Consider the following 24,994-nt stretch of genomic DNA (forward strand, 5'->3'; position numbering starts at 1 on the left):
GTTATTCCCTCAAACCCGGGAATCTTATTTTAAGAAAATGCCATCGCCAGGTCCTAATGGCAGGCCAAGTAAGAACCATACTGCGAATAAAATAATCCACATAATCGCGAAGAATACTGAGTAAGGCAGTAACGCCGAGATTAATGTACCGATTCCGATATTTTTATCGTAGCGTCGAGCAAATGCTAGTAAAATCGCAAAATATGCAAGCATTGGTGTGATCGGGTTCGTAATTGAATCCCCTACACGGTACGCCATTTGTGTTACAGCCGGTGAGTAGTTTAAGTACATGAACATCGGTACAAAAATCGGAGCAAGTAATGCCCATTTAGCCGATGCACTTGCAATCAGTAAGTTGATGAATGCACAAATAATGATGAACCCGATAAACATCGGTGCGCCTGTGAAGTTCATATTTTGTAAAAACTCTGCGCCTTTAATCGCTAAGATCGGTCCGATATTACTCCATCCGAAGTAAGCAATCATTTGTGCTGCAACGAATGCCAATACGATGAATGAAGAAAGGTCACCGATTGATTTAAACATTTGTTCCGCTACATCGCGGTCCGATTTTACTTTCTTCGTCACGATACCGTATGTTAAGCCCGGTAGTAAGAAGAAGAATAGCATAATCGGTACGATTCCCGTCATAAACGGTGAATTTAAAAAGCCGTTATCTTCCGGATTACGCAGTAGACCTGATTCCGGTACAACTAAAATCGCCATTAAGATGATGTACGCTAACGTTACAACCCCTGCCCAGCGAAGACCTTTGTTTTCTAAGGCTGTAAGTGGTTCAGCAACTTCAATTTTCCCGCTGTATTTTCCAAAGCGAGGTTCTACGAATTTACCTGTTACCCAAGTTGCGACAACAACTAATATAAATGTCGAAACGATCAGGAAGTAGTAGTTCATCGTTGCAAGTCCAGTATATGTAGGATCAACCAATTGGGCTGATGTTTGTGTAATGCCCAGTAATAATACGTCTAATGACGAAATAATAAGGTTTGCACTAAACCCACCGGCAATTGCGGCATAGGTGGCGATTAATCCGACTAACGGATTTCTTCCAACACTCATGAAAATCATTGCGGCAATTGGAGGTAAAATAATGAAGGCTGCGTCTGCTGCAACATTCCCGACAAGACCTGTCAGTAAAATAACAGGTAAGATGATTTTTTTCGGAGCACTTAACACGGTCTTTTTCATTAATGCCGATATTAATCCACTGTTTTCAGCTACCCCAATACCGATCATCGTCACGACCACGATTCCTAGTGGCGCAAAGCTCGTAAAGTTACTTACCATGTTTGTCACGATTTGAATAAGTCCTTCACGATTCAATAGATTGATTACTTCAATCGTTTCATCCGTTCCCGGCTTTACAGCAGAAACCCCAAGTTTTGATAGAACAAGTGATAGCGCCAGTACAAAGAACGCTAAAATGACGAATAATGTGACCGGATCGGGAAGCTTATTCCCCGCTCGTTCAATTCCGTCTAGAAACCTATCAACCATTTTTTTCTTACCAACTTTACTTTCCATAAAGTATCCCCCTAGAAGTTAATGTTTTATACAATAACAAATTAAATAGGAGATAGCAATAAATTATGCAAATTTTTAGATTTTTCTTTATATTTATATAGTAATTTTGTATATTTTAGGAGTAATTTGGGTTTTAAGCTTTTTCCTGGATGAGTATTTTTCCCCAAATAAAAAAAGCCTGGCGATACCATGGCACATCCGGTGTGCCATGTTCCCATGCTTTCCACTTCATATTTTGTAGTGCTGTTCCTATGTAAAAGCGAATACTCTTTTAATAGGCTCACACTAGTAAGTTAGTTTTTAGAAAGTGCACGTTTTTTCTGAACGTACATGTTTTTCAATTTCGCGTAGTAGGCCGCTGCATGTACTGCCCCAGGATCTTTTTTGCGCATAGCAAACTCGAATGCCTCGACTAAATGTTCCGTATTAACCGATTCACTGCGGATGTTAATTAAATCGTAATGCTTATAGTTGTCAGGTACTTTTACTAAAATATCCTGATCCCCCGTAATTGAAATTAAATGATTGTCGTTAAAAAATAGTTGTAGCATAGTCCATATCCCCTTTTCTGTTTAGTATCGTGATGTCACCCTTTGATCGCTTGCTTCAGCTGTTTTTAACCAACTGTATTTATACGTCTTCTAACCATTACCCCATTTATGTAAAATGAATCATGAATCAGTAAAAAAAATCTCTATTAATATAATTATTCAGAAAAATGAAATCCAAAACCGTTAATTTCGGTATAATATATGTGTAAAGATTGATTTACGGTTATGACGAAGTACTTAGAGAGGATAGTCATCTATGAAAATAACACGCGTCATCAAATATAATTTAATCCGGCTCTTTCGGCTTAAATCTGGTCCACATCAAGTGGCGTCAGGGGTAACGATTGGCTTTATCCCTAGCTGGCTCCCGACATTCGGACTCGGCCCCGTTCTTTCCGTCGGGATGGCAAGACTCATGAAGGCAAATACCGTTTCCGCACTTGTCGGCGGTGTCCTCGGTACTTTCATTTGGCCGCTGCTTTTCTTTTTAAATTACAAGGTCGGCAGCTTACTCCTCGACCGAACACTAAAAGTAGATGAAGTCGATGAAGTAGAATACATAGATGCAATCGAACATACGTATACCGGAATAGTGAATTCCCATTCGAGCGGATACACCTTTTTAGCAGGGGCTATGTGCAATATCGTCATCTCCTCGATTCTCCTATACATTATGATCTATATCATGTTCAAGACGTACCGGGTAAGGATTTTAAACAAAATTCGGTAAGTCTCGCTTACTTGGCAGAATTTCGGGAATATTATAAAATTACTTTTTACAATAATGAGATAAGCAAGGTGATCAAATGCCCTACAGGGGAAGAATATTAGCAACAGGAATCGTTCTCTTATTTAATGTATTGCGTTATTTCTACTATCATCAGTATTTAGGCTTGCCCTTTTATTGGACATTTTTCGTTTTAACAGCCATTTTCCTCAGTATCGCATGGTGGGCCGGCAAGCAATTTGATAAGGTCAAATACCTGTCAGAAAGAGATCCGCTAACCGGTACGTATAACCGACGGACTGTCGAAGAATACTTTCACAAGGCTGCCAAGATAAGTGATTTAAAGAAACAATCATTAGGGGTCATCATGCTCGATTTAAATAAATTTAAAGAAGTAAACGATGAGTTCGGTCATCAAAAAGGCGATGAACTGCTTATACAAGTGGCTACCGCACTAACTACATTTGTCGGGAAACATGATTTAGTGGCAAGATGGGGCGGCGATGAGTTCGTCGTGCTCGTAGACAATATGCAAGAAAACACAGCCGACGACTACGTCAAAGAACTCCAGCAAGCCATCACATTGAGAAATGCCGAGAACTTTCCAAATGTCGAGGCATCTGTCGGCTATTCCCTTTACCCTCAGCACGGAAAGAGCTTTCAGAAGCTTGTGCAAGAGGCGGATGCTTATATGTATAAAGATAAGAAGGAGCATTGATGCTGCTTAGACAAGGAATGTTGTCACCTTCTTGAAACCTGACCCTTTTTTAAGGGTCTTTTTTTATCGCTAGATTTTGAGAGAATTTTCCTTTGTTTGAGGCATTATTTTCAAGTTTTTTGTATTTCTCTAAAAATTAAAGTTCCTGACACTATAATGTTAAAAACAAGGAATAAATCACTACTAATTTGCGAGGGATATACGGAGCATGATTCAATATATACTTTTAGGATTTATAATTGCTTTACCTATCGGAGCGATCTCAATCGAAATGACTAAACAGGGACTGCAAAATGGCTTTTGGTATGCATGGATGGTCGGCATTGGGGCAATCACTGTTGATATCTGTATGTTATTCGCATTAAATTTAGGACTGGTCGATGTGCTGAACCGATTTAAAACTTATTTATGGCTGCTAGGTGCTATTTTCCTGACACAGCTAGGCTGGCAATCCATAAAATGCCGCGCATCATTATCAAAGGAATGCGAGGCAAAGAAAGAATCGCTATTTAAACTCTTCAGAAGTGGCCTGATGATCGGGTTAAACCCCGGCAACATTGTATTTTGGCTTTCTGTATTAGGAACTTCTATTGCTGGAGCTAGTAATAATACCGAAATGAGCCTTGTCTTCGTTTCCCTTTCCATTTTGCTGGGCATCGCATTACACGATGTTCTTTTGGCGGGTATTACAAGCTTCTTTCGCCGCTTTATGACGCCAAAAGCAGAGTACATCGTTTCCATCGCGGCAGGTATCGCATTGTTTGGCTTCGCAGCTTATTTCGCAAAAGAATGGGCAGTCAGTGTAGATGTAGTAAATTCTGTTCGGTTTTTAGTAGTGGAAGTGTTAGGTAATACATAAAGATGTTTTCGTTATTTTGTTGTGCACAACCTTGTGCTTGTTCCTAATCGGATTGCATTATTCATAATAATTTCGTCTGCTCCCATCCATACTACAGTGGAGGTGGGTTAATGACGATTGTACGATTAGGATATGTTGCGATGAGTATGGAGCTAAAAAACGCGTCTCCGTCACAAACGATGACGTTTACACAATTCCAAAAAATTCAGGACCGTGAAGCGGCCATCCGAAAGTTAGAGCGGATTGCACTGAAAAACTTAGAAAATACATTCAGGCTATTAAAACATAATGTCTTCCATGAAATTCATTTCTATCGCTTAACCTCTCGATTGATTCCTCTAGCTAACCATGAAGAACTGCCGGATTGGAATTATATAAAACCGCTATTAAAAAAGTTAACTGAAATTGGTGAGTACGCCACAAAACATAATATACGAATTGATTTTCACCCTGATCACTTTGTCGTTGTGAACTCTCCTAAAACTGAAGTAGTCAAAAACTCTTTAAAAACGTTAAAGATGCATTATTTATTATTAAAGGGCATGAAAATAGATCCGACCCACCGATGTGTTCTACATGTCGGAGGCAACTATAAAGAAACCGAAAATTCCCTGGAGCAGTTTATTGAGAATTGGATGGATGTCCCGAGAGCTATTCAAAAGATGATTATCCTTGAAAATGACGACACTTCTTTTACAGTGGATGACACGCTCTATTTGTGTGAGAAATTAGAAATACCTCTTGTATTTGATTATCATCACCATCTCGCTCATCATTATAATGAAAAATGGAATGATAAGTGGGAACGAATTGTTGCTACTTGGAAGAATTCCCCGTTGCCGATAAAAATGCATATTTCAAGTCCGAAAAGTGAGAAAGAATTCCGCCATCATTCGGATTATGTGGATGTCGACATGTTCTTCAGATTTTTAAATGAAATCAAAGGAACCGTACCGGAAATACATTGTATGATTGAGGCAAAAAAGAAGGATGAAGCGTTATTTCATTTAATGGAAGAAATCAAACTTCGTGAAGATGTAGACATCATTGATGGTTCCTCTTTTTATTTAAAGTGATTACAAAATGCAATAAGCCCCCACTCCCGCTAGTGTTGGGGCTATTTGCCATCCCGTTCATTTCCGCTGAACACCTGTGCTTCTAAATGAAAAACGAATCCAACATTCAAAATTACTTTGCTAAACAAATTTGAGAAATATAAACACATTTAAGTCAGGATAGCTCTCTTTAAAAGGGGAATCAATATAAAAAAGAAAGGAGATGAATGGATGAAAGAACGTATCGTCAAGTGGCTGCTGGTTATGGGATTTGTATTTTGTTTTCCTTTAACAGATACGATGAGCGTTTATGCATTACAGGATACTGCGGAGCAAGATTTATCTGGCCTTAAAGCAGAAAATGGAAATTCTGAGAAGCCAGTTGACCTAAGAATTTTACAGCAACGGTATCCAGAAATATTTTTCCTACAAGGTGCTGCTGATCAAAAACGAATTGCTTTAACTTTTGATGATGGTCCCGATCCACGATTTTCAAATGATGTAATGGATGTCTTAAAACAGTACAATGTCCCGGCAACCTTCTTCGTATTAGGTTCAAAAGCCGTTGCTAACCCCGAAATCGTCAAGCGCATGCAAAGCGAAGGTCATATAATCGGAAACCATACCTATGCCCACCCTAACCTCGTCGAAGAAGCTGACCTCGAAACGCTTGAACGGGAAGTAAATCGGACGGAAGATGCCCTTAACGAAATTATTGGTTACCGGACAAAATTATTTAGACCACCTTATGGCTTCCTCTACAATGAATTGGTCGAGAAGCTTGGGGACATGAACTATTACGTGATTGCCTGGTCGGTTGATTCGTTGGATTGGCAAGAAGACCCGCCAGACGTCATAACATCGAAAGTAGTAGACAACATTCTGCCTGGCTCAATTATTCTCATGCATGACGGGGCAGAATCGACTGGGGATCGGACGAATACGATCTTAGCACTTCAACAAATCATCCCACAACTCCAGGAGCAAGGCTATGAATTTGTCACAGTTCCAGATTTGCTGGGGATTCCATTTGAAAAATAACATTGCTTTATGGCACCTTTCAAACAACCATTGCTTGAAAGGTGCTTTTATTTTACTTTAACCCCTCTACAAATTCATTCAGATTTTCGCTCATTTCCTTATAATGCGTCCAATGTAAATAATGCTGCCCTTCCAGCACGACTAATTTATTAGTTTTTATATTTTGTAACTGTGCATCATAAAAATCGATTTTGGACTTCCCCTCTACGAATTGTTCTTCCGGAGTAAAAATCATTACCGGTAAATCCGATGGGAAGGCCATATTTGTTGTGAGATCAAAGTTATTTTTAATTTCGTTCGTCTCGTTCACTACCGTTTTATTTATGTATTTCGCAGCAGCTATCGATTTCGCTATTTTTAAATTTACTTCTGTATACGTGTCCTTTTCAGCTAATGGCAAAATATTTTCTGGTGTTACATAAGCCAATAATCGAGCAATGCCGGTTGGTCCCATATATCCTAAAAACTTTGGCATCGCAGGAAATACGTCATCACCAAAATACTCCGCCATCTGTGGTAAGGTGGGATCTATTCCGATGATGGCTTTCACTTCCTCAGGATAATGAGTCGCATAATACAAACTATAAATACCGGAAACCGAGTGAGGCATTAATAGATACGGACCTTGTATGTTCGATTTTTCCAGTGCAGCCCTTGTTTCCTCAACGATGTTCTTAACTGTTCGTTCTTTATCTGTCAGATCACTCCAACCATATCCAAACGGTTCCACGACGACTACCTGATTAGTCTTGGACAATTCATTGATCAACGGTTCAAAATCCAGTGCTGGTGCTGGCGTAGCAAGACCGCTTAATAACACGATGGTATTATCTCCTTGGCCCTTTGTATAAACGTGCATCTTTTTACCGTCTACTTCGACGAATTCCCCGATTGCCGGGTATTTTCTTTGTTCATACGCGGTCATTATCTTACTGTAAATGACCCAAAGAACCGCCACTGCTACTGCAGCTAATAAAATTGTTTTAATAATCGTCCACAATCTGAACTTCTTTTTGCCTTTAATTACGTTCACAACTCCCTATGATTTCAATGTTCCCTTGATACAGAGAACTTGTTTGCTGTACCAAGGGTTTATATCGAAGTTAATTTACTCCACTATTCCGTATATGCAATCGCGCTAATTTCGATTAATTGCTCAGGTGACGCCAAATGGTTTACTCCGATTAGGCTGCCGGCTGGGCGATGCTCCCCCATATATTCCTTGAAAATTTCGATCGCCGGCCCTGTATCCTCTAGCGCATTCGTTAAATAAATTTCTAAATAAGCAAGGTTCGATCTCGTAATATTAAACCCTTCTAATACACGGTCTAGATTTGCCAACGTTTGCCGAGTTTGCGCTTCAATATCTCCGTCACCGACAAAGCCCCCTTCCGAATCATGTGAAAATTGCCCCGAAATATAAACTGTTCCATCTACACTGAACCCTTGAGAAATACCATGATCCCAAAGATTGTGGTTGACGGTTTTAATTTTTTTCATTTTTACCATTCCTTTACTTGAGAATAGGTTAAATATAAAATAGTCATATATAAAAAAATAGTACGCACTTTTTTGAAAGGTACTATCAGAAAGGATAGTGTAAATATGGGGATGTCTGACTATGTAGAGAAGGGCAACGTTCGGGAGACACCTTTTGGCTATACATTATCAATTATTGGCGGCAAGTGGAAAATGCTCATTATTTATATATTGGCTGAAAACGAAACCGTACGTTTTAATGAATTGCAAAGAAAATTAGGGACGATTACCTTCAAAATATTAAGTTCACAGCTTAAAGAATTGGAAGCAGACGGGATGATTGTACGAAAAGAATATCCGCAAATCCCTCCTAAAGTAGAGTACAGCCTTACCCCTAAAGCACAAACCCTTTTACCGGCTTTGGAGCAGTTATGTGATTGGGGATTGAAAAATCAAAAAAATAGTTAGAATTTTTATGCGTTTCATACTATAGTTTTTAAGGGAAAGAACGAATTTCTAGTAATGAAATTCGTTCTTTTATTTGCGGTTGAAATTGTAGATGAACAAAAAGAAAGGACATTTTATGAAACAAGTAAATTTACGTAAACTCACAATGGTGCTGTTAGCAATCTATACAGCGCTGATCCTCTATTTCCTATATCTTGGGTTTAATAGAGGGTTACTCGGAACTGACTCCAGCTTACGTTACAACCTCATCCCAGAAGGCATTGCATTACACTATCCAATGGGAAAAGCCTTTCAAATCTGGTTTTTCGAGTACGGGAATTTTTTAGCATTCATCCCTTTTGGCGTGGTCATTCCCCTTCTGTACCGTTGTAGTTTTAAACGCTTTATCATCGGTTTTGTTGTGTCGATCACATTGCTTGAAACGATTCAAATGCTGACACATTTAGGCTCTTTTGATATTAATGACATTATCATCAATACAATTGGTGCTGCTGTAGGTTATGCCGCACAGCGACTCGTCAAGGATAACCGAGATAATCTTAAAGGAATTATCAAAATCGTACTGATATCGATTGTGCTAGCGCTTGGAACAATAATCATCGTCGGCGGGATAAATCAATATTTAGAAAAAGGCCAAGGTGAAACCGTTGCCCTGAATGACCTCAAGCAAGATGAAGGATCGATTCAGTGGGATGAAAAATTGTCCCCTTTTACAGTTGGTCAAAATGAAGTAGCTCCCCAGATTAATTTAATGGATCGGGAGAATACGAGAGACAATGAATTCGTATATCGTTTGGATGGTCAGTATAAATATATGACAGGTTATGTGGCAATCCCTGACGATGTATTAAATCCTTCAAGTACAGTGAGTATCGAAGTCGAATTCATCAGCGGGGAAGAAGTAATTTATTCAGTCGGGTTATCCGCTACAAGTGGTGAAAATGGCGTAGAGTCATTTGACGTGCCACTTCATGAAGTGGATGATTTAACAATCAAGGTAAACAGTGAAGATGCGAACCCGATTACTCATGCTTTGATATGGGATGTCCTACTTACAGAGGAAAATGTGGGGCAGAAGATGATTAATAGTTTAAAAGGAAAGATTAAATCATTATTATTCTAGCCATAGAAAAACTGCACCTCCTTGTTAAATGGGTCTAACCAAGGGGGTGCAGATCAAAATTTTCTATCAGCCTTTATTTTTCTGCAAACTACTCGTTTCAATATTAGCGGTGAAAATGGATACTACCCCTACCTCATTCGTTGATGCTCGTTTCACGAATTGTATCGCTGAACACTTCATAAGGCTCCATACCAGAAACATAAAACGTATAAGTAGTTTCAACTGCCAGGGAGTCCTTTCTCACCACTTCAAACTCATACGTGACATCCGTCCAACCGTATCCTACCTGTTTAATCTCATAGTCCATCTCTGGATAAGTTTCTTGCAAAAATGTTTCCAGGCTTTCTTTTGCTCTTTGTTTATGCACTGTATTTCCGCTTATTTGCATGTAAGCGTACACTAGCACACCAATTAACAAAACAGCAATTACACTATATAGTATTTTCTTTTTCATATTAATTTTCCTCTCTTACTTTAAGAATGCAAAAGCCGATAACAATTCCAATAAACGTTATGATTAAATGGACAATCACGGCTGTGAGTACGATCGAAATAGCCTCTAAAAAGTTTCCCCCATAAAATTCTCCAAACCAATCCGTCATATACAACAGACAGTTCCATATAAAATTCGGTATCCCCGCAAGCAGAACGGCGATAAGAATTGAACGGTAAAATAAATAGGTAACCGCGCCCAGTAAGGCATAGGTCAGAATAAATCCACTCTTGTTATTCATCACGGTCGTCCCCATCGCCAAGATAAAGGCAACCGCAACAAAGAAAACCTGGATCGTTGTCAGCTTCAGTGTAATTTTCCGAATCATTTTTTTAGTGCCACCGCCATGTTCTACCTCAACAGGCAGCGGAATTTGAGATTGTTCAGCCATCTGGCGGCACTCTTGGCAACTTTTCAAGTGCTCCTCGACAAATTGTTTTGTCTCCAGCTGAAGCAAATCTTCCTCATATAATGGTAAAAGATCTTGGATAATCGGACATTCCTTGGTCATAAAGTCACCTCCATTAATTTTTGAATCTTTAATTTCAGCCGGTGAAACGTCACCCGCGCATAGTTTTCTGATTTACCAATTAAATCACCAATTTCTGCAAAGCTCAGTTCTCCATATATGCGCAGCAATACAATTTCCCTTGAGGCATCATCCAGTTTTGAAATATGATGTAAAAGTATTCTTGTATCTTCATTAACTTCTGCTAATTCTTCCAGTGATAGCATTTCAGTCTCTGGAAGAGTTGCGAGTTTTTGCATTAAGCTTTGCTGATACTTGTTTTTCCGATAATATTTTTTCAGTAAATTCCCCGCAATCGAGAATATCCATGTCGACAAAGTGGAATGCCCATTAAAGGAACCAATGCTTTTACAGGCCTCATAAAAGGTATCGTGGCAAAGATCTTGAGCAGTCATCCGATTTCCTGTCTTGGATAAAAAAAACGCATAGAGTTTTGGATGAATTTGTTCATATTGTTCCTCTAGCTCGTTCATAACTGCCCTCACTTTCTTGTTGTTCGTAGTATTAATACCACGACCCCCTATTTCGTTACAAAATATTTTAAAATATTTTTAAACAGTTTTCCGTAGATTTCTGAGTACGGTTTTACGGTAAAGATTTCATGTTGTGAATTATTTTTAAAGCTTATCACAAAAAAATAAAGCATAAGCTTTCCATTTGGAAAACTTATACTTTACCTCATAAAATAAGTCCAATAACCAATTGCTTCAGAAGTGTTATCATAAAGACACTTTCATAAAGAAAGGCGACCGACTGTTGAATACAATGCATATAAAATGACATTGATTAATTTAATTGATTTGAAACTCTTTTAGAACGCTTTTTTAATAAACTAAATAACGTTATAATTTTTTTATGACAACGCTTTTAGGAGGCTCTATGATAACAAAAGGTGAACGTACTAAAAAGCATATTTTACAGGTAGCCATTAAATTGTTTAGCAAAAACTCATTTAAAAATGTAACCATTAGACAAATCGCAAAAGAAGCGGGTATTTCACCTGGACTTATTTATAAATATTTTGATACACAAGAAGATATTTACTATGCAGCCATGCAATATGCGAGCCATGAGCTGCTGGAGCGCTTGCAAACAATTGAGAAATTAGAACAGTTTGTCCAAGAGTATTTACATCATATGTTTACTTCTGAAGTACTGTTTGAAATCATGACCTATTTTTCACTTGATCAAGATCATTCCAAAAACTTTCTCCCGATATTAAATGAAATCAATCAGCTTCTCGATTTATTTGAACAAAAAATTTCAGGACCAAATGCTAAAGTTGAAGCTCAACTGTTATTCTCGACATTAAACGGCCTCATAATTTCATATAAAAAAATTCCCAATCGCGATACAGAAGCCAAAATCGCCGCAATTCAAAAGCTAGCTGATTACTATGTGTCGCAATTAAAAAACCGTTTATAAAAGGTGATAGAAAGCTTCTTCTATCACCTTTCATCGTTATACTGGGTTCGCAACAGTTAAATGTATTTTTAAAATTTTGCCAACTGCATTGCGAGGTAATTGCTCTAAAAATACTACTTCTTTAATAGACTTATAGGATGCTAATCGTTCTTTATTAAAAGCAATTATCTCTGCCTCCGTTACGTGCTCTCCTTCTTTTACGACAATGTAAGCACGCGGTACTTCACCCCATTGTTCATTTGGTACACCGACAACCGCTACTTCTGCTACTGCCGGATGCTCAGCTAGAACAGCCTCTAACTCTGCTGAATATATATTTTCTCCACCACTAATAATCATGTCTTTCAAACGATCCACTACATATAAAAAGCCATCTTCGTCAATATATCCAGCATCTCCTGTGTACATTTCCCCATTGCGTACTGTTTGCTGATAACTTTCTTCATTTTTGTAATACCCCACAAATACTTGCGGACCGCTTAAAACAATTTCACCGACAGTTCCTTGTGCGACCGGTTCCTTCGTTTCGACATCAACAATATGAACACTCGCTTGCATAACCGGTTTCCCCATCGATGTGAATTTCTCTTTGTTTTGTGACTCTTTCCAAAATGAAACCGCACCTGTAAACTCAGTAATGCCGTACACTTGCTGAATTGGAATACCAAGCTGTCTAAAACCTAATATAAGTGGGGCTGGTACTACTGAAGCACCACATGAAATATTACGAATACTTGAAATATCGGACTTCACCATTGGATAAGTCTTCAACATAAATGCAAGCATAGCTGGAACTGTCATCATCGTTGTAATTTGATGTTCCTGAATCGCTTTCCATGCTTCTACTGGATGAAAATCCTCCATTAAAATCATTGTTGCCCCGACATGTACATTCGTAATAAGTGGAGCAAATCCACCGATATGGAAAAACGGCGCAACCATTAAGAAACGATCCTGCTCCCACCAATCAATTGTATGGCTTAAACCAATGGAAGCTGCTTGTAAATTGAAATGCGAGAGCATCGCACCTTTTGGTTTACCTGTTGTTCCAGATGTATACATCATCAAAATTGGCTCATGGTCATGTGTTACATGAATTGGCTCGGATGCCGCCTCAGAATAAATACCTTGAAGTTCTGATGTGCTAATCCCTGTGATCGGCAACTGCCTTACCACTTCTTGAAACACTTCATCATGCACTAGTAATTTAGCGTCACTATGCTCAACAATGTATTGTAACTCTGCCCCTTGTAAACGATAATTAAGCACAACTGTGATAATGCCTAACTTGGCTGCACCGAAAAATGCTGCTACAACATGCTCGTTATTTTTACAAAGTAATGCAATTTTATCTCCTGCCTGAAGCCCATTCTCCAGCAAATACTGTGCAAAACTGTTTGCACGAGCATTCATTTCAGCAAATGTTAGTCGCACTTCATTATGAATAAAACCAACTTTCTCCCCTTGTAATGTTGCACGACTCGCTAATACTTGACCAATGTTCATAACCCTATCCCCTTTGTTTATAAAATTGGTAAATCTACAAACGGCTTTGTTACATATTCCTGATATGAGACAAAAAGTTCCTCCCATAAAGCTTCCCATCGACGAGCTGCCCGCATATTTTCTTGATTTGGGAAATCGACTAAATTAATTGAAGCAATCGATTCAATTTCTTTTGCATAATGATTTAGTTCTTGCTCCGATAACTGCGGGAACATTTCACGAAGCACATCTGGCAATGGCCATTTCGACTTCAATAAATCCCGATAAACTTGCGCTAACAGTACATTCCTTGGACCTTCCCACAGTTCATTGACCATACTATCTCTAAACAATCTCGCAATATCATTAAAATCTTCAATCGCTCCGTTTCCACCGAATAAGGAAATGGCTAAACGTAATTTTTCAACAGTCTCTTTTGAAGCATATATTTTTTGAAGTAAAATCATTTCACGAATGGCAAATGCCTTTAATGGGGAACCATCCATTGAATCAAATCTTTTATAAATATTAAATGCCGTTGCTACCGTTCTTTTTGCTGCAAATTCCAAATCTGCTATTTGTGCAGCCGCCATTGGAAACTCCTCAATTTTACGACCAAATACATTCCGGAAACTCGCGTATAGCTTCGCTTCCCTAGCAGCACGCATCATAAATGCCCCACTACCAAATCCAATATCTAAACGTGATCTTGTAAGTACGATACTCACAGCAATTGCTACACCTTTATTTTGTTGCCCGATTTGATATGCGAGTGCACCTTTATATTCGATCTCGCCTGAAGGAAGCTCACTTGTGCCAAGTTTCCACTTTAAACGGTTAATTTCATAATGATTACGAATTTCTTTTTCTTTATTCCCTGGTAACCAAGAAGGCACGATAAATGTCGCAACATCTTCTGTCCCTTCTATACGTGCTGTCACAACTGCATAATCTGAGTGAACAGCTGAACAGAAAAATTTATGTCCATATAAACGATAGACCTCACCATCCGGAACAGCCCTCAAAACATTCGCTGGAATATCTGAGCCGCCCTGCATTTCAGTCATATACTGTGCACCAATGCCAAAGTCACCGTTGATTCCTTCTTTTACATGTCGATGAATTTCGCGCACTGCTTCTGGCACTTCATCATAATAAGCTTCGATGAGTGCAATCAGACCATCCGTACAAACAAGCGGACAAGAAATACCTGCTTCGCCATTGCCTTGTAAGAGATAGCGCTTAATAATCCCCTCATACGGTAAGTTGTTTTCCGAAAAAACAGCTTCACGGAAAACTTCTTGTGTTATTTGCACCGCCTCTTGTGGTCGGATAATTCGATCAATGCGATGATTATAAGCATCAAAATGACGGATTTTCGGATGGTTCTCAGGGCGTGCGTATTCTGCTGTTGCACGACGCCAGTCATAAGAAAGCTTTTCACTAAACGGTTTCAGTGATGTTATTAATTGTTCATAGCCATTACCCGTAAACTCTTTTAATACTTGTTGAAGAAATGGATTGTCTAAATCATTGAGTGAGGTTCGACTCTCTAAAAACTCATCAAAACTGTACTGTTCATTTTTCTGTACTTTAATCATCAATTCATCTCCTTTTTCCTGAATTTTACACAAAATATTCCAAAAAGTAAACATCGTTTACTTTTTGGGTTAGATTTTTTCAAGGAAAATGCCCGATTGTTGAAGATTGTTTTATTGTATCTCGGATTGTCTAATTTATCGAAAGAACACTCAACCTCTAAAAATTCATTATTCTTACGTTCTCTATCAGTAACGGTGGAAATACATTGACATTTGAATTAAGTAACACGCGTGATTCTATAGTGTCGCTATAATAGAAATGAATTGACTGACCATTCTCAAGTGGAATATTAAGTTGATTGGATTCTTCACTAAAGCAGTTAAATATATTTTTTAACCATTCGAAGTCCCGAACTGTAAACGGGCCGAAAAATTCGATAGACTTTATTCCATTGATTCCATTAATTTTACTATTAGGTACCATTCGCTTACGCATTTTCTCTTCAATTTGTGGAGTATCAACTTGCTGGAAACCTAATTGAAAAGGTACTTCTTCAAAATATGGGAGATATGCATTTCGCCACTTAGCAGAAAAATTGAATAGTTTAAAGAAAAAAGGAAAACTTATTCTTTCAGGATTTGATATGCCATAACTTTTCAATGCCTCACTAGTTTCTTCAATATTGTTTGTTTTGAGAAATAGTCCAATGACACCTCTGTGACCAGAATTATACTTATCAACCCAGTCTTTGATCCAGCCACCGCCATCTTTCGATTTAATATAGATAAACTCGAAATATTCATCTCCTATCCATAAATTAGAGGCTTTGAATCCTTTATTTCCTTTACCTTTTGAGGGTGTATAAGGTAAGCCTAACCGATTAACTTCCTCAATAAATTGAATATTTTTTTGATATTTCTCATTGACATTTACCACAATATGATCAATAGAAAATGGGTTTATTTTAGAAACCTGTACCATATAGTTCCTCCTTATATAGTCAACTTTGAATATATTATCAAAAATAAAACCGATCTAATCGGAATTATTTTCTTTTTTTATTACATCAATAACACTTTCAATCAACTGACTCTGCAATTCAATAGTTTTTATCATGTGATTAATCACAATTGAGGATAGTTCAGATAACTCACCGTTAATCGCAATTTCTTTCTGTTTCTTGCCAGCAATAATTTCTTTTTTTTCTTTGCTTAAAGCGCTCATATTGTTCTGAAGTTTAGAGATTGCAGACTGATAATCTAATTGATACGCAAAGCCAATCCCTGAATATAAATCACCATTGTAAAGGACAGGTGAGGATAGAGCATCTTTTATTAGCGACTGTTGATAATCTTTACCCTTTTGAGTAATTTTGAATTCAGAACGTTGCCGATTGCCTGTCATTTCAATGCTTGAAATGATGATATATCCTTCCTTTTCCAATTTCTTAATTGCATTATAAATCGAACCAGGTAATACACCGCTCCATCGTTTGGCATCAGTATTTTCAAGTATTTGTTTCATTTCATAACCTGACATGGGGCGTCGATTTAACAGCTCTAGCACCAATAACTTAATCATTTTATCGCTCCTATATTCAACGTTGAATATATTATTATACAAAGTTACTGAAAATGTCAATGACTCCAATTTTTTTAGATATTTCACAATTGATCCTTTAACGGAAAAACGCAATCTTCATATTGAAAGAATGAAAATTGCATAAGGGTGGCATGAGGCTTATACATTTACATACTTATGCAAAATGATTGTTTTTAAACGACGTTTAGGGGATATTCCCTTAAATCAAGTGACAATAATTATTTACTTTTCGACTATTATCATTGTCATTATGACTTGTATCGTTTACAATTGGTTTGAGGTGATGAAATGAAAAATAGATTAAAGGAGTTGCGTGCTAGAGAAGGTATGAACCAAACGGATTTAGCCAAAAAGGCAAAGATCTCTCGCCAAACAATTAGTCTGATTGAAAGAAATGAATATATGCCCTCATTATTAATCGCCACAAAAATTGCGAATGTATTTAATGAACCCATCGAACAAATCTTTATTTTTGAGAAGGAGGAACTAGAATGATTTTGTTAACAACTGCATTAATTATTACTATTTACAGCCTGCAACAATTATGGGTATTTCATTCTGTTATTTCTACAACGGAAACGCTTTTATTTCTTTGCAATATTAGTAGTGGCCTTTTATTAGTTTTTGCAGCTGTCTACAATATCAAAATATCACGTGCTATGACCTTTTCGCCGACCGATAATGAAGACACTTTTTTCGACTCTCTTGAACGAAAGTATTATCGAATCCCTAATTCAATCATAACTGCACTGGTCATTGCTTTTATAGCAACTGTTATAGGTTTTATTTTTTTACGGGAAAATCATCCGCAAATTGTATTAACATCATTTATTCTTGGAGTTGTTTCATTATTGTTATCCATGTCCGATTCAAAAATGACATCGATAATTTTTCCGAATTATTCCCCTCCTGTACCAAATACAAAGGAGCCTGTTTTAGATACCTTAAACATGTATGATGACGGACAAAAATATGTATTGTTAAAATCATTGTATAAATTATATTTCCTTATCATATTTCTACTCGTCCTACTTATTTTCGGACTCATGTATTACTCTGTAATATCCGGAAATAACCAAACTGTCAGTATTATTGGGATCGGTTTGATTTTACTGATCAGCTTAACGATCTTTACAAGTAGTTTGAAACCCCGGAAACTCATTAAAAAGTGAAGAAACATATTAAAGCTAAATAAAACGTCACTGAAAAAGATTGAAGTCATAAGAAAAATCGGTAAACGTCGCGACAACAACGTTTACCGATTTTTCTTATTTGTCCGGGTTTTATGCAAAGAGCAGAAATGTTACTAAAGTAGGGAACAGAATTCCGAGCTTTGTTTATATTACCAATTTCGTAATCTGAAGTCCTTCCCACAAGGTTTGTATTTGAATATACCAAGGAAAAAAACGCTTTCTTAATAAAGAAAGCGCCTTCGCATGTTTTATAGAGATGACAGGTATTCCCGTTTCGTTGTATTGGGTTAATGTACGATGTTAATGGAGCATAATCGAGCCACCATCAACCATCAATGTTTGACCTGTTATATATTTCGAGTCTTCCGATGCTAAAAAGACAGCGGCACGTCCGATATCCTGTTCCGGATCTCCGAATTTGCCCATCGGAATACCTGCAAGTACCCCTTCATAATATTCCGGCTGTGCTTTAGCCCACGCTTGTACACCTTCTGAATTGGCGATTGGTGAAATCAGGTTCGCGGTAATACCATCTGCACCAAATTCATTTGCAACGACACGCGTAATCCCGCGAATCGCTTCTTTCGCTGCAGCGTATGCAGCTTGTGTTTTATGCCCTTTTAACCCGGCACCTGAAGCAAAATTAATAATATTGCCGCGTGTTTTCTTTAAATGTGGAATAGCCGCCTGCATTAAATACCATGTAGGATAGAAGCCTGTATCCATTGACAATGCCAAATGTTCTGGTGTTGTTTCAAGGAATGGTACTTGTTTAGAAGCATGTGCATTATTAACCAACACATCTAGACGGCCATATTTCTCGACAACCTGTTCCACGACATTTTTGAGTTGGTCATGCTTTGTTAAATCAAATTCAATAAAGCTAGATTGCGGTGAATATTGCTGTAAATCCGCTAATACATTTGCGCCCGCTTCAGGATTAAGATCCACTGCCACAACAATTGCGCCCTCTTTTACCATTGCACGACCTATACCAGCACCAATGCCGCCAGCGCCACCTGTAATGATCACTACCTTGTCTTTTAATTTCAATACAATTTCTCCTTCTCAGAACAATCACAATCTTAACCTGATTGTTCCCAGTATCGTTAATACATTTCTGTTACTAACAAATTAAATATACAACTACATAATTTTAGAGGCAAATTATCAATCTAAGCTATTATGCATTACCTGGGCCAATGCTATTACTGAAATTCCCTTTAATCTAAATCATCCAATGTCAATTCCTGCTTCATTACCGAAATTCTCTATTCCAATTACTTAAAAAGGATGCATTCTTTCAGGTTACGGGCCTCTAATACTAGCACTAATCAAAAATCAATAGATGAAGCTCATATGCGTAGCAATATTTTTTGAATTCAGCAGTATGGGCTGCCCAATCACGCTCAAGTGATAACTCCCCTGCAGTAATGCCTGTTACGCCTCTTTTTAAAATCATGGACAAAGCCCCCCTCTCCAGAATTCCAATTTCAAGATGATAGTATGTAGAAAGTCTATTAATTTGTCAATTCAATGAAAATGATTAACTTGAGCATCTAAAATAAAAGCATATAATAAAAACATAAAGGGGGTATCTTTGATGAGGTTTAATCGAATCTTTCAACAATTTGCAGCAATAACCGAGGCAATCAAAGCATTTCCACTAGCTACTGTACTCTTAGTTGTTTTATTCATCGTGAATGCAGCAGAAATTAGCGGTACTGTAGCAAATTATGAAAAATGGCTGACAGTGCTTGTTGTTGCTGTATTTGCTGCATCTATAGCAGACTTATTTGCCAAACGCGTCCTGCCGTATAGCATCGCGATTATTTTCACCGGGCTTTTCTTTTGGATTAGCAACTCTAATGATTTGATACTGGCGATCCAAACAGTCGTTGTTGTCAGTGCGCTCATGATGGGCTTTATATGGCGCGGAGAGGAAAACTTCAGTGCACGGTTTTTCCATATTTTCAAAAGCGTACTCATCACAGCCTTCTTTTCCATCGTCATCTTTATAGGATTAATGCTCATCTATGCAGCGATCAATTATTTACTGTTTCCGGTTAATTCACATATTATCGAATATATCGCGGCTATTGTATTTGGATTGTTCATGCCATTATTCTTCCTGTCCCTGACAATGAAGAAAGAGGAACGCGCTCCTGTTCTTGAGGTGTTGCTTTCGTACGTAATCGTACCGCTGACAATGGTGTATGCTGTGGTTTTAGTCATGTATATCGCACTGCATTTTACCGACTGGTCGAAAAATTTACTCGAGCCATTATTAGTGTCTTTCGTGACAACTGTACTCGTTGTGTACTTTTTAAGCAACGTAATTACTAATGCATTAACGAAATGGTTCCGTCTCATTTTCCCGAAAGTATTACTTGTCATTGTGCTTTATCAACTCGTTGTCTCCATCATGAAAATTGGTGAGGCCGGAATTACGCATGGCCGATATTTTGTTATTTTGTTCGGTTTATTTGCCATCATCATCGCAGTGATCCTTACATTCATGCCAAAAAAGCAATGGCTTGTTGCACCGATTTTTATCTTGTTTAGTTTACTTTCTGTCATCCCGCCTGTTGATGCCTTTACGATCAGTAAACACAATCAGGAAAATCTGCTGCAGGAGCGGTTGCAATCGCTCGGTATGTACGATGCAGAAGTTCAACCAAATCCGGATATTTCTATGGAAGATAAGCAATTCATTACGGAGAAATTTGATTATTTACAGCGGATGGAATATCGCGTGGCGTGGCTGCCAGAGCAACCTTTCGAGAAAATTTTTGGTTTCTCCCCACAATATAAAGATTACACGAATGAAGTCTATTATACGGCTAACTTAAATGGAGACGAACGGATTATTACTGCGATCGATGGTTACGACTATTTTGTTCAAGTATCCATTTCACAAAATTCACTGCATAGACGCTTTGAATTAACAAACGATACGGAGCTCCGTATACAGAAGGATCAGCTCGTATTAATGAAAGACGAGCAAGAGCTATTAGTATGGCCGTTGGAGGAGATAGACACCCTCTTAACAAGTGATTACAGAAGGTTATCTGTAGAAGAAGCTACTCTAATCGCAGAAAACGACCGCGCGAAGCTGCAAATCATCGTACAAAATGCTCAATCCCATCGCAATCAACGCAATGCGGAGCTATATGTTTTTGTGCAGGTGAAGGAGTAAGGAAGCGAAGTTATTCTTTACAATTATAAAACGGTGGTAGCTAAAGGATTCCCCTTCAGCCGCCACCGTTTTTAGTGTTGTATGTTATTTGTAGCTCATAGTTACAGGTTTTTAGCCTCGTACTTTTGCTTTTTGTTACTTCGTGAAATCTGTTACGACATAAGTACCTTTTGTTTCGAAGCGGGACATTTTATCGAAGATCGTTGGTACTTCTGATAGTGAGATTTCGGCTGTGACCATTTTGCCAGGTTGTAAGTGCCCTTGCTCCACTAAGCTTAGGAGGCGAGGAAAACCACTGATCGGCATACCTAACGTACCGATGAATTGTGCTTCCTTCATAACGATCAAGTCCGTTGGGATTACCATTGTACCGCTGCCATCAGCTCGTACCACACCGATTTGAAGGTGTTTCCCCTTTTTCTTCAATGCTTGTAATGAGTTTACAGCAGTTGTTTGGTTACCTAATGCATCAACAGCAATATCAACGCCTCCACCTGTTAAATCTGCAATTTGTTCGATTAAGTTTTCTTCTTTTCCGTTGATTGCATACGTTGCGCCCATTTGACGGGCAAGCTCAAGGTTTTCTTCGTTAATATCAACAGCGATGACTGTTGCGCCAACGCTTGAAGCGATATTGATCGCACTTAAACCAATGCCGCCGCACCCAAATACTGCTACTTTATCGCCTGTTTTCACCTCAGCGCGATCAATCATACCGTGGAAAGCAGTCATCATACGGCATCCTAATGCAGCGCCGTCTAAGAACGAAATCGCATCTGGTAAGTGTAATAAGTTACGATCACCAAACGGGATACTTAAATATTCTGCATAGCCACCGTTGAAAGTAGCTCCCGGAACTAGGAAGCTATCGCATAGATTCGTATTTCCTTCTAAGCAATGCGGGCACGTGCCGTCACTACCTGAAAATGGAACTAACACACGGTCGCCTTGTTTAAAGTTTTTAATATTTTTACCGACTTCTTCTACTACACCTGTCATTTCGTGTCCACAAATTTCTGTATTTGGGGCATTCTCGCTATACCACATACTATAGTCACTACGGCATACCCCATTGGCCATGATTTTGACAATAATGCCATTTTCATCGATTGTTGGATCTGCGTAATCCGTGAACTCTGAAACTTTATTCCCTTTAAATACTAAAGCTTTCATTCTCTCCACCCCTTCAGTTTTATTATATTTATTATAGTATTTTAGTAATACTCCAATCTGTTCTAAAATGGATATAAATGTTATATTATTAGGTAATTAAGCGTTTACAATTATCTTTTTGAATAAAAGGCGGTGCTAATTATTGAAGGTAGATGTTATTGAAAAAATAATATATGAAAACAGCGCACAAAAGGTTGGTGACCTATTAGTTCAATTAGTGACAAAACATCACTGTAGTTTTGCAGAAGTTTACCGTTATTCCCATTTCGATAATTTAGTAGAGGTCTTTCTAGAAATTAATTCAAAAAAGGAAATTACAAAGCCGCTCGATCGTATTGATTCATTAATCAGCATGCCGTTATTATATATAGGAGTAAAAGAGTGTCAGCCCTTATTTGTGAATGAACGAATGCTTGCAACGAGCATTCCCCCAAAATACAAGCTACCCCCTTCTACAAAATGTGTGGCTGTATTACCAATCCATAAGCGACAAGTGTTGGTCGGAATGATTTCCGTTCATTTTGATTTTGAGTTGTCCGAACAGCAGCAAATGGATTTGATACGGTTTGTCGATTATATGAGTGATCAAATTGTGGCGCCACATAAAATGGGGCAATTAGAGGGTAATATTAATGAAAAGGAAATAAAGACACTTCAGTTTATTGTAGAAGGCTGGACAACCCTTGAGATTGCCGAGTATATGAAGGTGAGTGAGGCGACAGTGAAGCATTATATTAAAACATTCATGCGCAAATCAAACACGTACAATCGTGCACATGCAGTCGGCTACTATATGAAGCATTTTTATTGTTAACCATAGTCGAAAGAAATATATTGATTTAAAATGGACATCGCTACCCTATGCGATATCCATTTTTTACTTTGTAAAAGACCTTAGCACAAAAATTGGAGCTCACTAACTTTTTAATTTATACTTTAACTACTACACATAACCGTCAATCACTGAGATTGGAAGGAGAAATCTATGATTATTCAATGTACAAAGAAAGTATTAGATACGCTAGACATTGACGCTTCAAAATTAGTATCACCAGATGGTTTTGACCAGTATCCTGAGAGTTTACTAGGATGGCATGCCAACATCGTCACAATTCATAGAAGAAAAGTTTTAGTTTTGATGAATAATGAAACGCGATTTCACGTCGTGATCAATCGGCTTTTAAAGAAAGATTTTGCCAATCTTCATAGCTTAATTTACGAAGGTATTCGAGTTGCCCTTCGAATGGAAGGTGTTAGCGAATCGGTTATCGAAAAGTACTTTGCTTTATCCAAGGACTTAAGTTTTTCAAAAACCGCCAATCGAGGCATGGTGGCTAAATTGAACAGAACCGTAAATGAGGTTGAAATTTGGGCAGAATTTCTCGATAAGGACGTGACAATTCAGCGCTTTATTAGCCCGCTTGTTAGTAAAATGATTCAATCCGATACTCAAAATAAAGGCTATTATCCGAAAGAAAAAATGATTGAGCGTTTAGCACAAATAACTGATGCTAAGGACGTTACGCAAATCATGGATGTCGAGCTTTATCAACTGAACATTCAGCTCGACTTAGATGGCCATGAAATTTGGCGACGTGTACAGATCCCAGCTAATTATTCATTCCGAAGCCTTCACAACCTTATCCAAATCGTTTTCGACTGGCAAAACTATCACTTACATGAGTTTTATGTCGAGCGAAAAGATAACAGGAATCTTAAAATCGTCATGGATGATGACCCTAATACACTTGAATTTGCCGATTCCTCTGCGGACGAAATTGTACAAGAACGATTTGTTTCGCTGGCGGAAATCTTCTCACAGCATTCGGAAGTCATTTACGAATATGATTTCGGCGACTCCTGGGAGCACATTATTACACTGGAAAAATCAATAACTGCAACGTCACAGCAAGCAAAATTGATTGAAGGAAAAGGCGAACGCCCACCTGAGGATGTTGGCGGCTTACATGGTTTCAATGAATATTTAGCAATGATCAATGATCCTAACTCCGCTGAAGATGAAGACTTTATGGGATGGGCTGCATCACAAAAGGAACGAACTTTCTCCCTAGATTATACGAATCATCGCCTCAAGAGCATTTTGAACAACTATTACTATAGTGAAAATGAACAGATTTTAGATACTCATGATTTTCTATCAAGGTTGAAATAGGTGTTATGGTGATATTTTTTCGGTACAAATAATCGATAGGCTATTTAAACAAAATGAACCGCCTAGATCAAATTTGATTAGGCGGTTTTTTCCTTGAGTGTCATCCATTCCTTCGTATTGCCTGGATTCATACACTTCCTCAATAAACTGGTTAACAATTTTCCCATTAAAAATATAGGGAGATAATTCATAAAAGATAGGTTTCCCATTTACTGTCCCTGTCAAGGCTAAATGAATAGCTTCCAATAACGTTGATTTACCGGCCCCATTATTCCCAATCATTATTGAAAAGTTATTATCAAAATCTAAAGAAAAATCTTCAAACTTCTTGTAATTATAAATTTTGAGTTTTTTTAATAACATTTATTTTTCTCCATTCCATTTAAATGCAGTTTGTTACGGGATTAGTTTTGGTATCTCAATTATTTTAGTCTAGGTGTTGAAAAGTATAGAACTACTAGATTTGCTAAAGTTTCATTAAATAGCCCCATTGTTTCTTAAATTTCTCATTATTTGTGGATTATCGTTTTCAACACTATAAAAAAATACTTAATCCACATGTTCTTCAATATTACATTTTCCAATACTCCAATCATTAGTGGTAACCAAAATAA

At 37.9% G+C, this 24,994-nt stretch carries 28 protein-coding genes; 13 read left to right on the top strand and 15 right to left on the bottom strand.

Translation table 11 applies throughout. The features are described from left to right. Positions 1-24: 24 nt before the first annotated feature. Together MKY51_RS14195 and MKY51_RS14200 are read right to left on the bottom strand one after the other, a co-directional pair. Entirely contained in the window at positions 25-1,545 is a 1,521-nt protein-coding gene (locus MKY51_RS14195) for an AbgT family transporter (RefSeq protein ID WP_339173218.1), read from the bottom strand. A gap of 293 nt (positions 1,546-1,838) precedes the next feature. Further along, on the bottom strand, positions 1,839-2,096 hold the full coding sequence (locus MKY51_RS14200) for a UDP-glucose 6-dehydrogenase (RefSeq protein WP_339173221.1): 258 nt from the start codon (positions 2,094-2,096) through the stop codon (positions 1,839-1,841). Between the two features lie 256 nt (positions 2,097-2,352). Here MKY51_RS14200 and MKY51_RS14205 point away from each other — a divergent pair, with 256 nt between their 5' ends. The 5 genes from MKY51_RS14205 to MKY51_RS14225 all read left to right on the top strand — a co-directional run bounded on the left by MKY51_RS14205 (position 2,353) and on the right by MKY51_RS14225 (position 6,496). Continuing rightward, the gene (locus MKY51_RS14205) at positions 2,353-2,826 is read left to right on the top strand and encodes a DUF2062 domain-containing protein (protein ID WP_339173224.1); all 474 of its coding nucleotides are present in this window, start codon (positions 2,353-2,355) and stop codon (positions 2,824-2,826) included. 76 nt (positions 2,827-2,902) lie between these two features. Next, the gene (locus MKY51_RS14210; RefSeq protein WP_339173226.1) at positions 2,903-3,541 is read left to right on the top strand and encodes a GGDEF domain-containing protein; all 639 of its coding nucleotides are present in this window, start codon (positions 2,903-2,905) and stop codon (positions 3,539-3,541) included. A gap of 208 nt (positions 3,542-3,749) precedes the next feature. Then, positions 3,750-4,400: a LysE family transporter gene (locus MKY51_RS14215; protein ID WP_339173229.1), complete on the top strand. Its 651-nt coding sequence runs from the start codon at positions 3,750-3,752 to the stop codon at positions 4,398-4,400. Between the two features lie 110 nt (positions 4,401-4,510). After that, positions 4,511-5,476, top strand: coding sequence for a UV DNA damage repair endonuclease UvsE (gene uvsE / locus MKY51_RS14220; RefSeq protein WP_339173232.1), 966 nt, complete (start codon positions 4,511-4,513; stop codon positions 5,474-5,476). Between the two features lie 210 nt (positions 5,477-5,686). Then, complete coding sequence (locus tag MKY51_RS14225) at positions 5,687-6,496, top strand: polysaccharide deacetylase family protein (protein ID WP_339173234.1); 810 nt, start codon at positions 5,687-5,689, stop codon at positions 6,494-6,496. 52 nt (positions 6,497-6,548) lie between these two features. Here MKY51_RS14225 and MKY51_RS14230 read toward each other — a convergent pair whose 3' ends face one another. Next, positions 6,549-7,529, bottom strand: coding sequence for an alpha/beta hydrolase (locus MKY51_RS14230; RefSeq protein WP_339173236.1), 981 nt, complete (start codon positions 7,527-7,529; stop codon positions 6,549-6,551). An 83-nt stretch (positions 7,530-7,612) separates the two neighbouring features. After that, positions 7,613-7,996 carry a RidA family protein gene (locus MKY51_RS14235; RefSeq protein WP_339173239.1) on the bottom strand — a complete coding sequence of 128 codons (384 nt, stop codon included), beginning with the start codon at positions 7,994-7,996 and terminating at the stop codon, positions 7,613-7,615. A gap of 105 nt (positions 7,997-8,101) precedes the next feature. Here MKY51_RS14235 and MKY51_RS14240 point away from each other — a divergent pair, with 105 nt between their 5' ends. Beyond that, on the top strand, positions 8,102-8,443 hold the full coding sequence (locus MKY51_RS14240; RefSeq protein WP_339173241.1) for a helix-turn-helix domain-containing protein: 342 nt from the start codon (positions 8,102-8,104) through the stop codon (positions 8,441-8,443). Positions 8,444-8,558: 115 nt separating this feature from the next. Further along, complete coding sequence (locus tag MKY51_RS14245) at positions 8,559-9,566, top strand: VanZ family protein (protein ID WP_339173244.1); 1,008 nt, start codon at positions 8,559-8,561, stop codon at positions 9,564-9,566. 133 nt (positions 9,567-9,699) lie between these two features. Here MKY51_RS14245 and MKY51_RS14250 read toward each other — a convergent pair whose 3' ends face one another. The 3 genes from MKY51_RS14250 to MKY51_RS14260 are packed head-to-tail and all read right to left on the bottom strand — an operon-like array spanning position 9,700 to position 11,061. Next, positions 9,700-10,020: a hypothetical protein gene (locus tag MKY51_RS14250; protein WP_339173246.1), complete on the bottom strand. Its 321-nt coding sequence runs from the start codon at positions 10,018-10,020 to the stop codon at positions 9,700-9,702. Position 10,021: 1 nt separating this feature from the next. Further along, the gene (locus MKY51_RS14255; RefSeq protein WP_339173249.1) at positions 10,022-10,570 is read right to left on the bottom strand and encodes a zf-HC2 domain-containing protein; all 549 of its coding nucleotides are present in this window, start codon (positions 10,568-10,570) and stop codon (positions 10,022-10,024) included. Further along, positions 10,567-11,061, bottom strand: a complete 495-nt coding sequence (locus MKY51_RS14260) for an RNA polymerase sigma factor (RefSeq protein ID WP_339173252.1) — start codon at positions 11,059-11,061, stop codon at positions 10,567-10,569. Before MKY51_RS14260 ends, MKY51_RS14255 begins: the two co-directional genes overlap by 4 nt. Positions 11,062-11,467: 406 nt before the next feature. Here MKY51_RS14260 and MKY51_RS14265 point away from each other — a divergent pair, with 406 nt between their 5' ends. Further along, entirely contained in the window at positions 11,468-12,013 is a 546-nt protein-coding gene (locus tag MKY51_RS14265; protein ID WP_339173255.1) for a TetR/AcrR family transcriptional regulator, read from the top strand. Between the two features lie 36 nt (positions 12,014-12,049). Here MKY51_RS14265 and MKY51_RS14270 read toward each other — a convergent pair whose 3' ends face one another. The 4 genes from MKY51_RS14270 to MKY51_RS14285 form a co-directional block, all read right to left on the bottom strand. Further along, positions 12,050-13,519, bottom strand: coding sequence for an AMP-binding protein (locus MKY51_RS14270; RefSeq protein WP_339173257.1), 1,470 nt, complete (start codon positions 13,517-13,519; stop codon positions 12,050-12,052). A gap of 17 nt (positions 13,520-13,536) precedes the next feature. Beyond that, the gene (locus MKY51_RS14275; RefSeq protein WP_339173259.1) at positions 13,537-15,099 is read right to left on the bottom strand and encodes an acyl-CoA dehydrogenase family protein; all 1,563 of its coding nucleotides are present in this window, start codon (positions 15,097-15,099) and stop codon (positions 13,537-13,539) included. A gap of 157 nt (positions 15,100-15,256) precedes the next feature. Then, positions 15,257-16,021, bottom strand: coding sequence for a VOC family protein (locus tag MKY51_RS14280; RefSeq protein WP_339173261.1), 765 nt, complete (start codon positions 16,019-16,021; stop codon positions 15,257-15,259). Between the two features lie 54 nt (positions 16,022-16,075). Beyond that, positions 16,076-16,621 (bottom strand): PadR family transcriptional regulator, encoded by a 546-nt coding sequence (locus tag MKY51_RS14285; protein ID WP_339173262.1) that lies wholly within the window; start codon positions 16,619-16,621, stop codon positions 16,076-16,078. A gap of 309 nt (positions 16,622-16,930) precedes the next feature. Between MKY51_RS14285 and MKY51_RS14290 the strand changes: the two genes are divergently transcribed. Both MKY51_RS14290 and MKY51_RS14295 read left to right on the top strand, forming a co-directional pair. Further along, positions 16,931-17,137 carry a helix-turn-helix transcriptional regulator gene (locus MKY51_RS14290; protein ID WP_339173265.1) on the top strand — a complete coding sequence of 69 codons (207 nt, stop codon included), beginning with the start codon at positions 16,931-16,933 and terminating at the stop codon, positions 17,135-17,137. After that, a complete protein-coding gene (locus MKY51_RS14295) occupies positions 17,134-17,814 on the top strand; it encodes a hypothetical protein (RefSeq protein ID WP_339173268.1) in 681 nt (226 codons plus the stop codon). The genes MKY51_RS14290 and MKY51_RS14295 overlap by 4 nt, the downstream gene beginning before the upstream one ends. A 321-nt stretch (positions 17,815-18,135) precedes the next feature. Here MKY51_RS14295 and MKY51_RS14300 read toward each other — a convergent pair whose 3' ends face one another. Together MKY51_RS14300 and MKY51_RS14305 are read right to left on the bottom strand one after the other, a co-directional pair. Beyond that, a complete protein-coding gene (locus tag MKY51_RS14300) occupies positions 18,136-18,888 on the bottom strand; it encodes an SDR family oxidoreductase (RefSeq protein ID WP_339173270.1) in 753 nt (250 codons plus the stop codon). Between the two features lie 277 nt (positions 18,889-19,165). Then, on the bottom strand, positions 19,166-19,297 hold the full coding sequence (locus MKY51_RS14305; RefSeq protein WP_339173272.1) for a hypothetical protein: 132 nt from the start codon (positions 19,295-19,297) through the stop codon (positions 19,166-19,168). 141 nt (positions 19,298-19,438) lie between these two features. Here MKY51_RS14305 and MKY51_RS14310 point away from each other — a divergent pair, with 141 nt between their 5' ends. Next, positions 19,439-21,034, top strand: a complete 1,596-nt coding sequence (locus MKY51_RS14310; protein WP_339173275.1) for a DUF4153 domain-containing protein — start codon at positions 19,439-19,441, stop codon at positions 21,032-21,034. 135 nt (positions 21,035-21,169) lie between these two features. Here the strand turns inward: MKY51_RS14310 and MKY51_RS14315 are convergent, their stop codons facing one another. Further along, on the bottom strand, positions 21,170-22,207 hold the full coding sequence (locus MKY51_RS14315) for a zinc-binding dehydrogenase (protein WP_339173278.1): 1,038 nt from the start codon (positions 22,205-22,207) through the stop codon (positions 21,170-21,172). A 142-nt stretch (positions 22,208-22,349) separates the two neighbouring features. Between MKY51_RS14315 and MKY51_RS14320 the strand changes: the two genes are divergently transcribed. Both MKY51_RS14320 and MKY51_RS14325 read left to right on the top strand, forming a co-directional pair. Beyond that, positions 22,350-23,021, top strand: a complete 672-nt coding sequence (locus MKY51_RS14320) for a helix-turn-helix transcriptional regulator (RefSeq protein ID WP_339173279.1) — start codon at positions 22,350-22,352, stop codon at positions 23,019-23,021. 171 nt (positions 23,022-23,192) lie between these two features. Further along, complete coding sequence (locus tag MKY51_RS14325; protein ID WP_339173282.1) at positions 23,193-24,380, top strand: plasmid pRiA4b ORF-3 family protein; 1,188 nt, start codon at positions 23,193-23,195, stop codon at positions 24,378-24,380. A gap of 3 nt (positions 24,381-24,383) precedes the next feature. Here MKY51_RS14325 and MKY51_RS14330 read toward each other — a convergent pair whose 3' ends face one another. Next, on the bottom strand, positions 24,384-24,743 hold the full coding sequence (locus MKY51_RS14330) for an AAA family ATPase (protein WP_339173284.1): 360 nt from the start codon (positions 24,741-24,743) through the stop codon (positions 24,384-24,386). Positions 24,744-24,994: the final 251 nt, after the last annotated feature.

Source organism: Solibacillus sp. FSL R5-0691 (genome assembly GCF_037974225.1).
Taxonomy (GTDB): Bacteria; Bacillota; Bacilli; order Bacillales_A; family Planococcaceae; genus Solibacillus.

Excerpts from the sequence above, each read along its gene's own strand:
- MKY51_RS14195 (WP_339173218.1), bottom strand. The coding sequence starts at position 1,545 with ATGGAAAGTAAAGTTGGTAAGAAAAAAATGGTTGATAGGTTTCTAGAC.
- MKY51_RS14200 (WP_339173221.1), bottom strand. The coding sequence starts at position 2,096 with ATGCTACAACTATTTTTTAACGACAATCATTTAATTTCAATTACGGGG.
- MKY51_RS14205 (WP_339173224.1), top strand. The coding sequence starts at position 2,353 with ATGAAAATAACACGCGTCATCAAATATAATTTAATCCGGCTCTTTCGG.
- MKY51_RS14210 (WP_339173226.1), top strand. The coding sequence starts at position 2,903 with ATGCCCTACAGGGGAAGAATATTAGCAACAGGAATCGTTCTCTTATTT.
- MKY51_RS14215 (WP_339173229.1), top strand. The coding sequence starts at position 3,750 with ATGATTCAATATATACTTTTAGGATTTATAATTGCTTTACCTATCGGA.
- uvsE (WP_339173232.1), top strand. The coding sequence starts at position 4,511 with ATGACGATTGTACGATTAGGATATGTTGCGATGAGTATGGAGCTAAAA.
- MKY51_RS14225 (WP_339173234.1), top strand. The coding sequence starts at position 5,687 with ATGAAAGAACGTATCGTCAAGTGGCTGCTGGTTATGGGATTTGTATTT.
- MKY51_RS14235 (WP_339173239.1), bottom strand. The coding sequence starts at position 7,996 with ATGAAAAAAATTAAAACCGTCAACCACAATCTTTGGGATCATGGTATT.
- MKY51_RS14240 (WP_339173241.1), top strand. The coding sequence starts at position 8,102 with ATGGGGATGTCTGACTATGTAGAGAAGGGCAACGTTCGGGAGACACCT.
- MKY51_RS14245 (WP_339173244.1), top strand. The coding sequence starts at position 8,559 with ATGAAACAAGTAAATTTACGTAAACTCACAATGGTGCTGTTAGCAATC.
- MKY51_RS14250 (WP_339173246.1), bottom strand. The coding sequence starts at position 10,020 with ATGAAAAAGAAAATACTATATAGTGTAATTGCTGTTTTGTTAATTGGT.
- MKY51_RS14255 (WP_339173249.1), bottom strand. The coding sequence starts at position 10,570 with ATGACCAAGGAATGTCCGATTATCCAAGATCTTTTACCATTATATGAG.
- MKY51_RS14260 (WP_339173252.1), bottom strand. The coding sequence starts at position 11,061 with ATGAACGAGCTAGAGGAACAATATGAACAAATTCATCCAAAACTCTAT.
- MKY51_RS14265 (WP_339173255.1), top strand. The coding sequence starts at position 11,468 with ATGATAACAAAAGGTGAACGTACTAAAAAGCATATTTTACAGGTAGCC.
- MKY51_RS14270 (WP_339173257.1), bottom strand. The coding sequence starts at position 13,519 with ATGAACATTGGTCAAGTATTAGCGAGTCGTGCAACATTACAAGGGGAG.
- MKY51_RS14275 (WP_339173259.1), bottom strand. The coding sequence starts at position 15,099 with ATGATTAAAGTACAGAAAAATGAACAGTACAGTTTTGATGAGTTTTTA.
- MKY51_RS14280 (WP_339173261.1), bottom strand. The coding sequence starts at position 16,021 with ATGGTACAGGTTTCTAAAATAAACCCATTTTCTATTGATCATATTGTG.
- MKY51_RS14285 (WP_339173262.1), bottom strand. The coding sequence starts at position 16,621 with ATGATTAAGTTATTGGTGCTAGAGCTGTTAAATCGACGCCCCATGTCA.
- MKY51_RS14290 (WP_339173265.1), top strand. The coding sequence starts at position 16,931 with ATGAAAAATAGATTAAAGGAGTTGCGTGCTAGAGAAGGTATGAACCAA.
- MKY51_RS14295 (WP_339173268.1), top strand. The coding sequence starts at position 17,134 with ATGATTTTGTTAACAACTGCATTAATTATTACTATTTACAGCCTGCAA.
- MKY51_RS14305 (WP_339173272.1), bottom strand. The coding sequence starts at position 19,297 with ATGATTTTAAAAAGAGGCGTAACAGGCATTACTGCAGGGGAGTTATCA.
- MKY51_RS14310 (WP_339173275.1), top strand. The coding sequence starts at position 19,439 with ATGAGGTTTAATCGAATCTTTCAACAATTTGCAGCAATAACCGAGGCA.
- MKY51_RS14315 (WP_339173278.1), bottom strand. The coding sequence starts at position 22,207 with ATGAAAGCTTTAGTATTTAAAGGGAATAAAGTTTCAGAGTTCACGGAT.
- MKY51_RS14325 (WP_339173282.1), top strand. The coding sequence starts at position 23,193 with ATGATTATTCAATGTACAAAGAAAGTATTAGATACGCTAGACATTGAC.
- MKY51_RS14330 (WP_339173284.1), bottom strand. The coding sequence starts at position 24,743 with ATGTTATTAAAAAAACTCAAAATTTATAATTACAAGAAGTTTGAAGAT.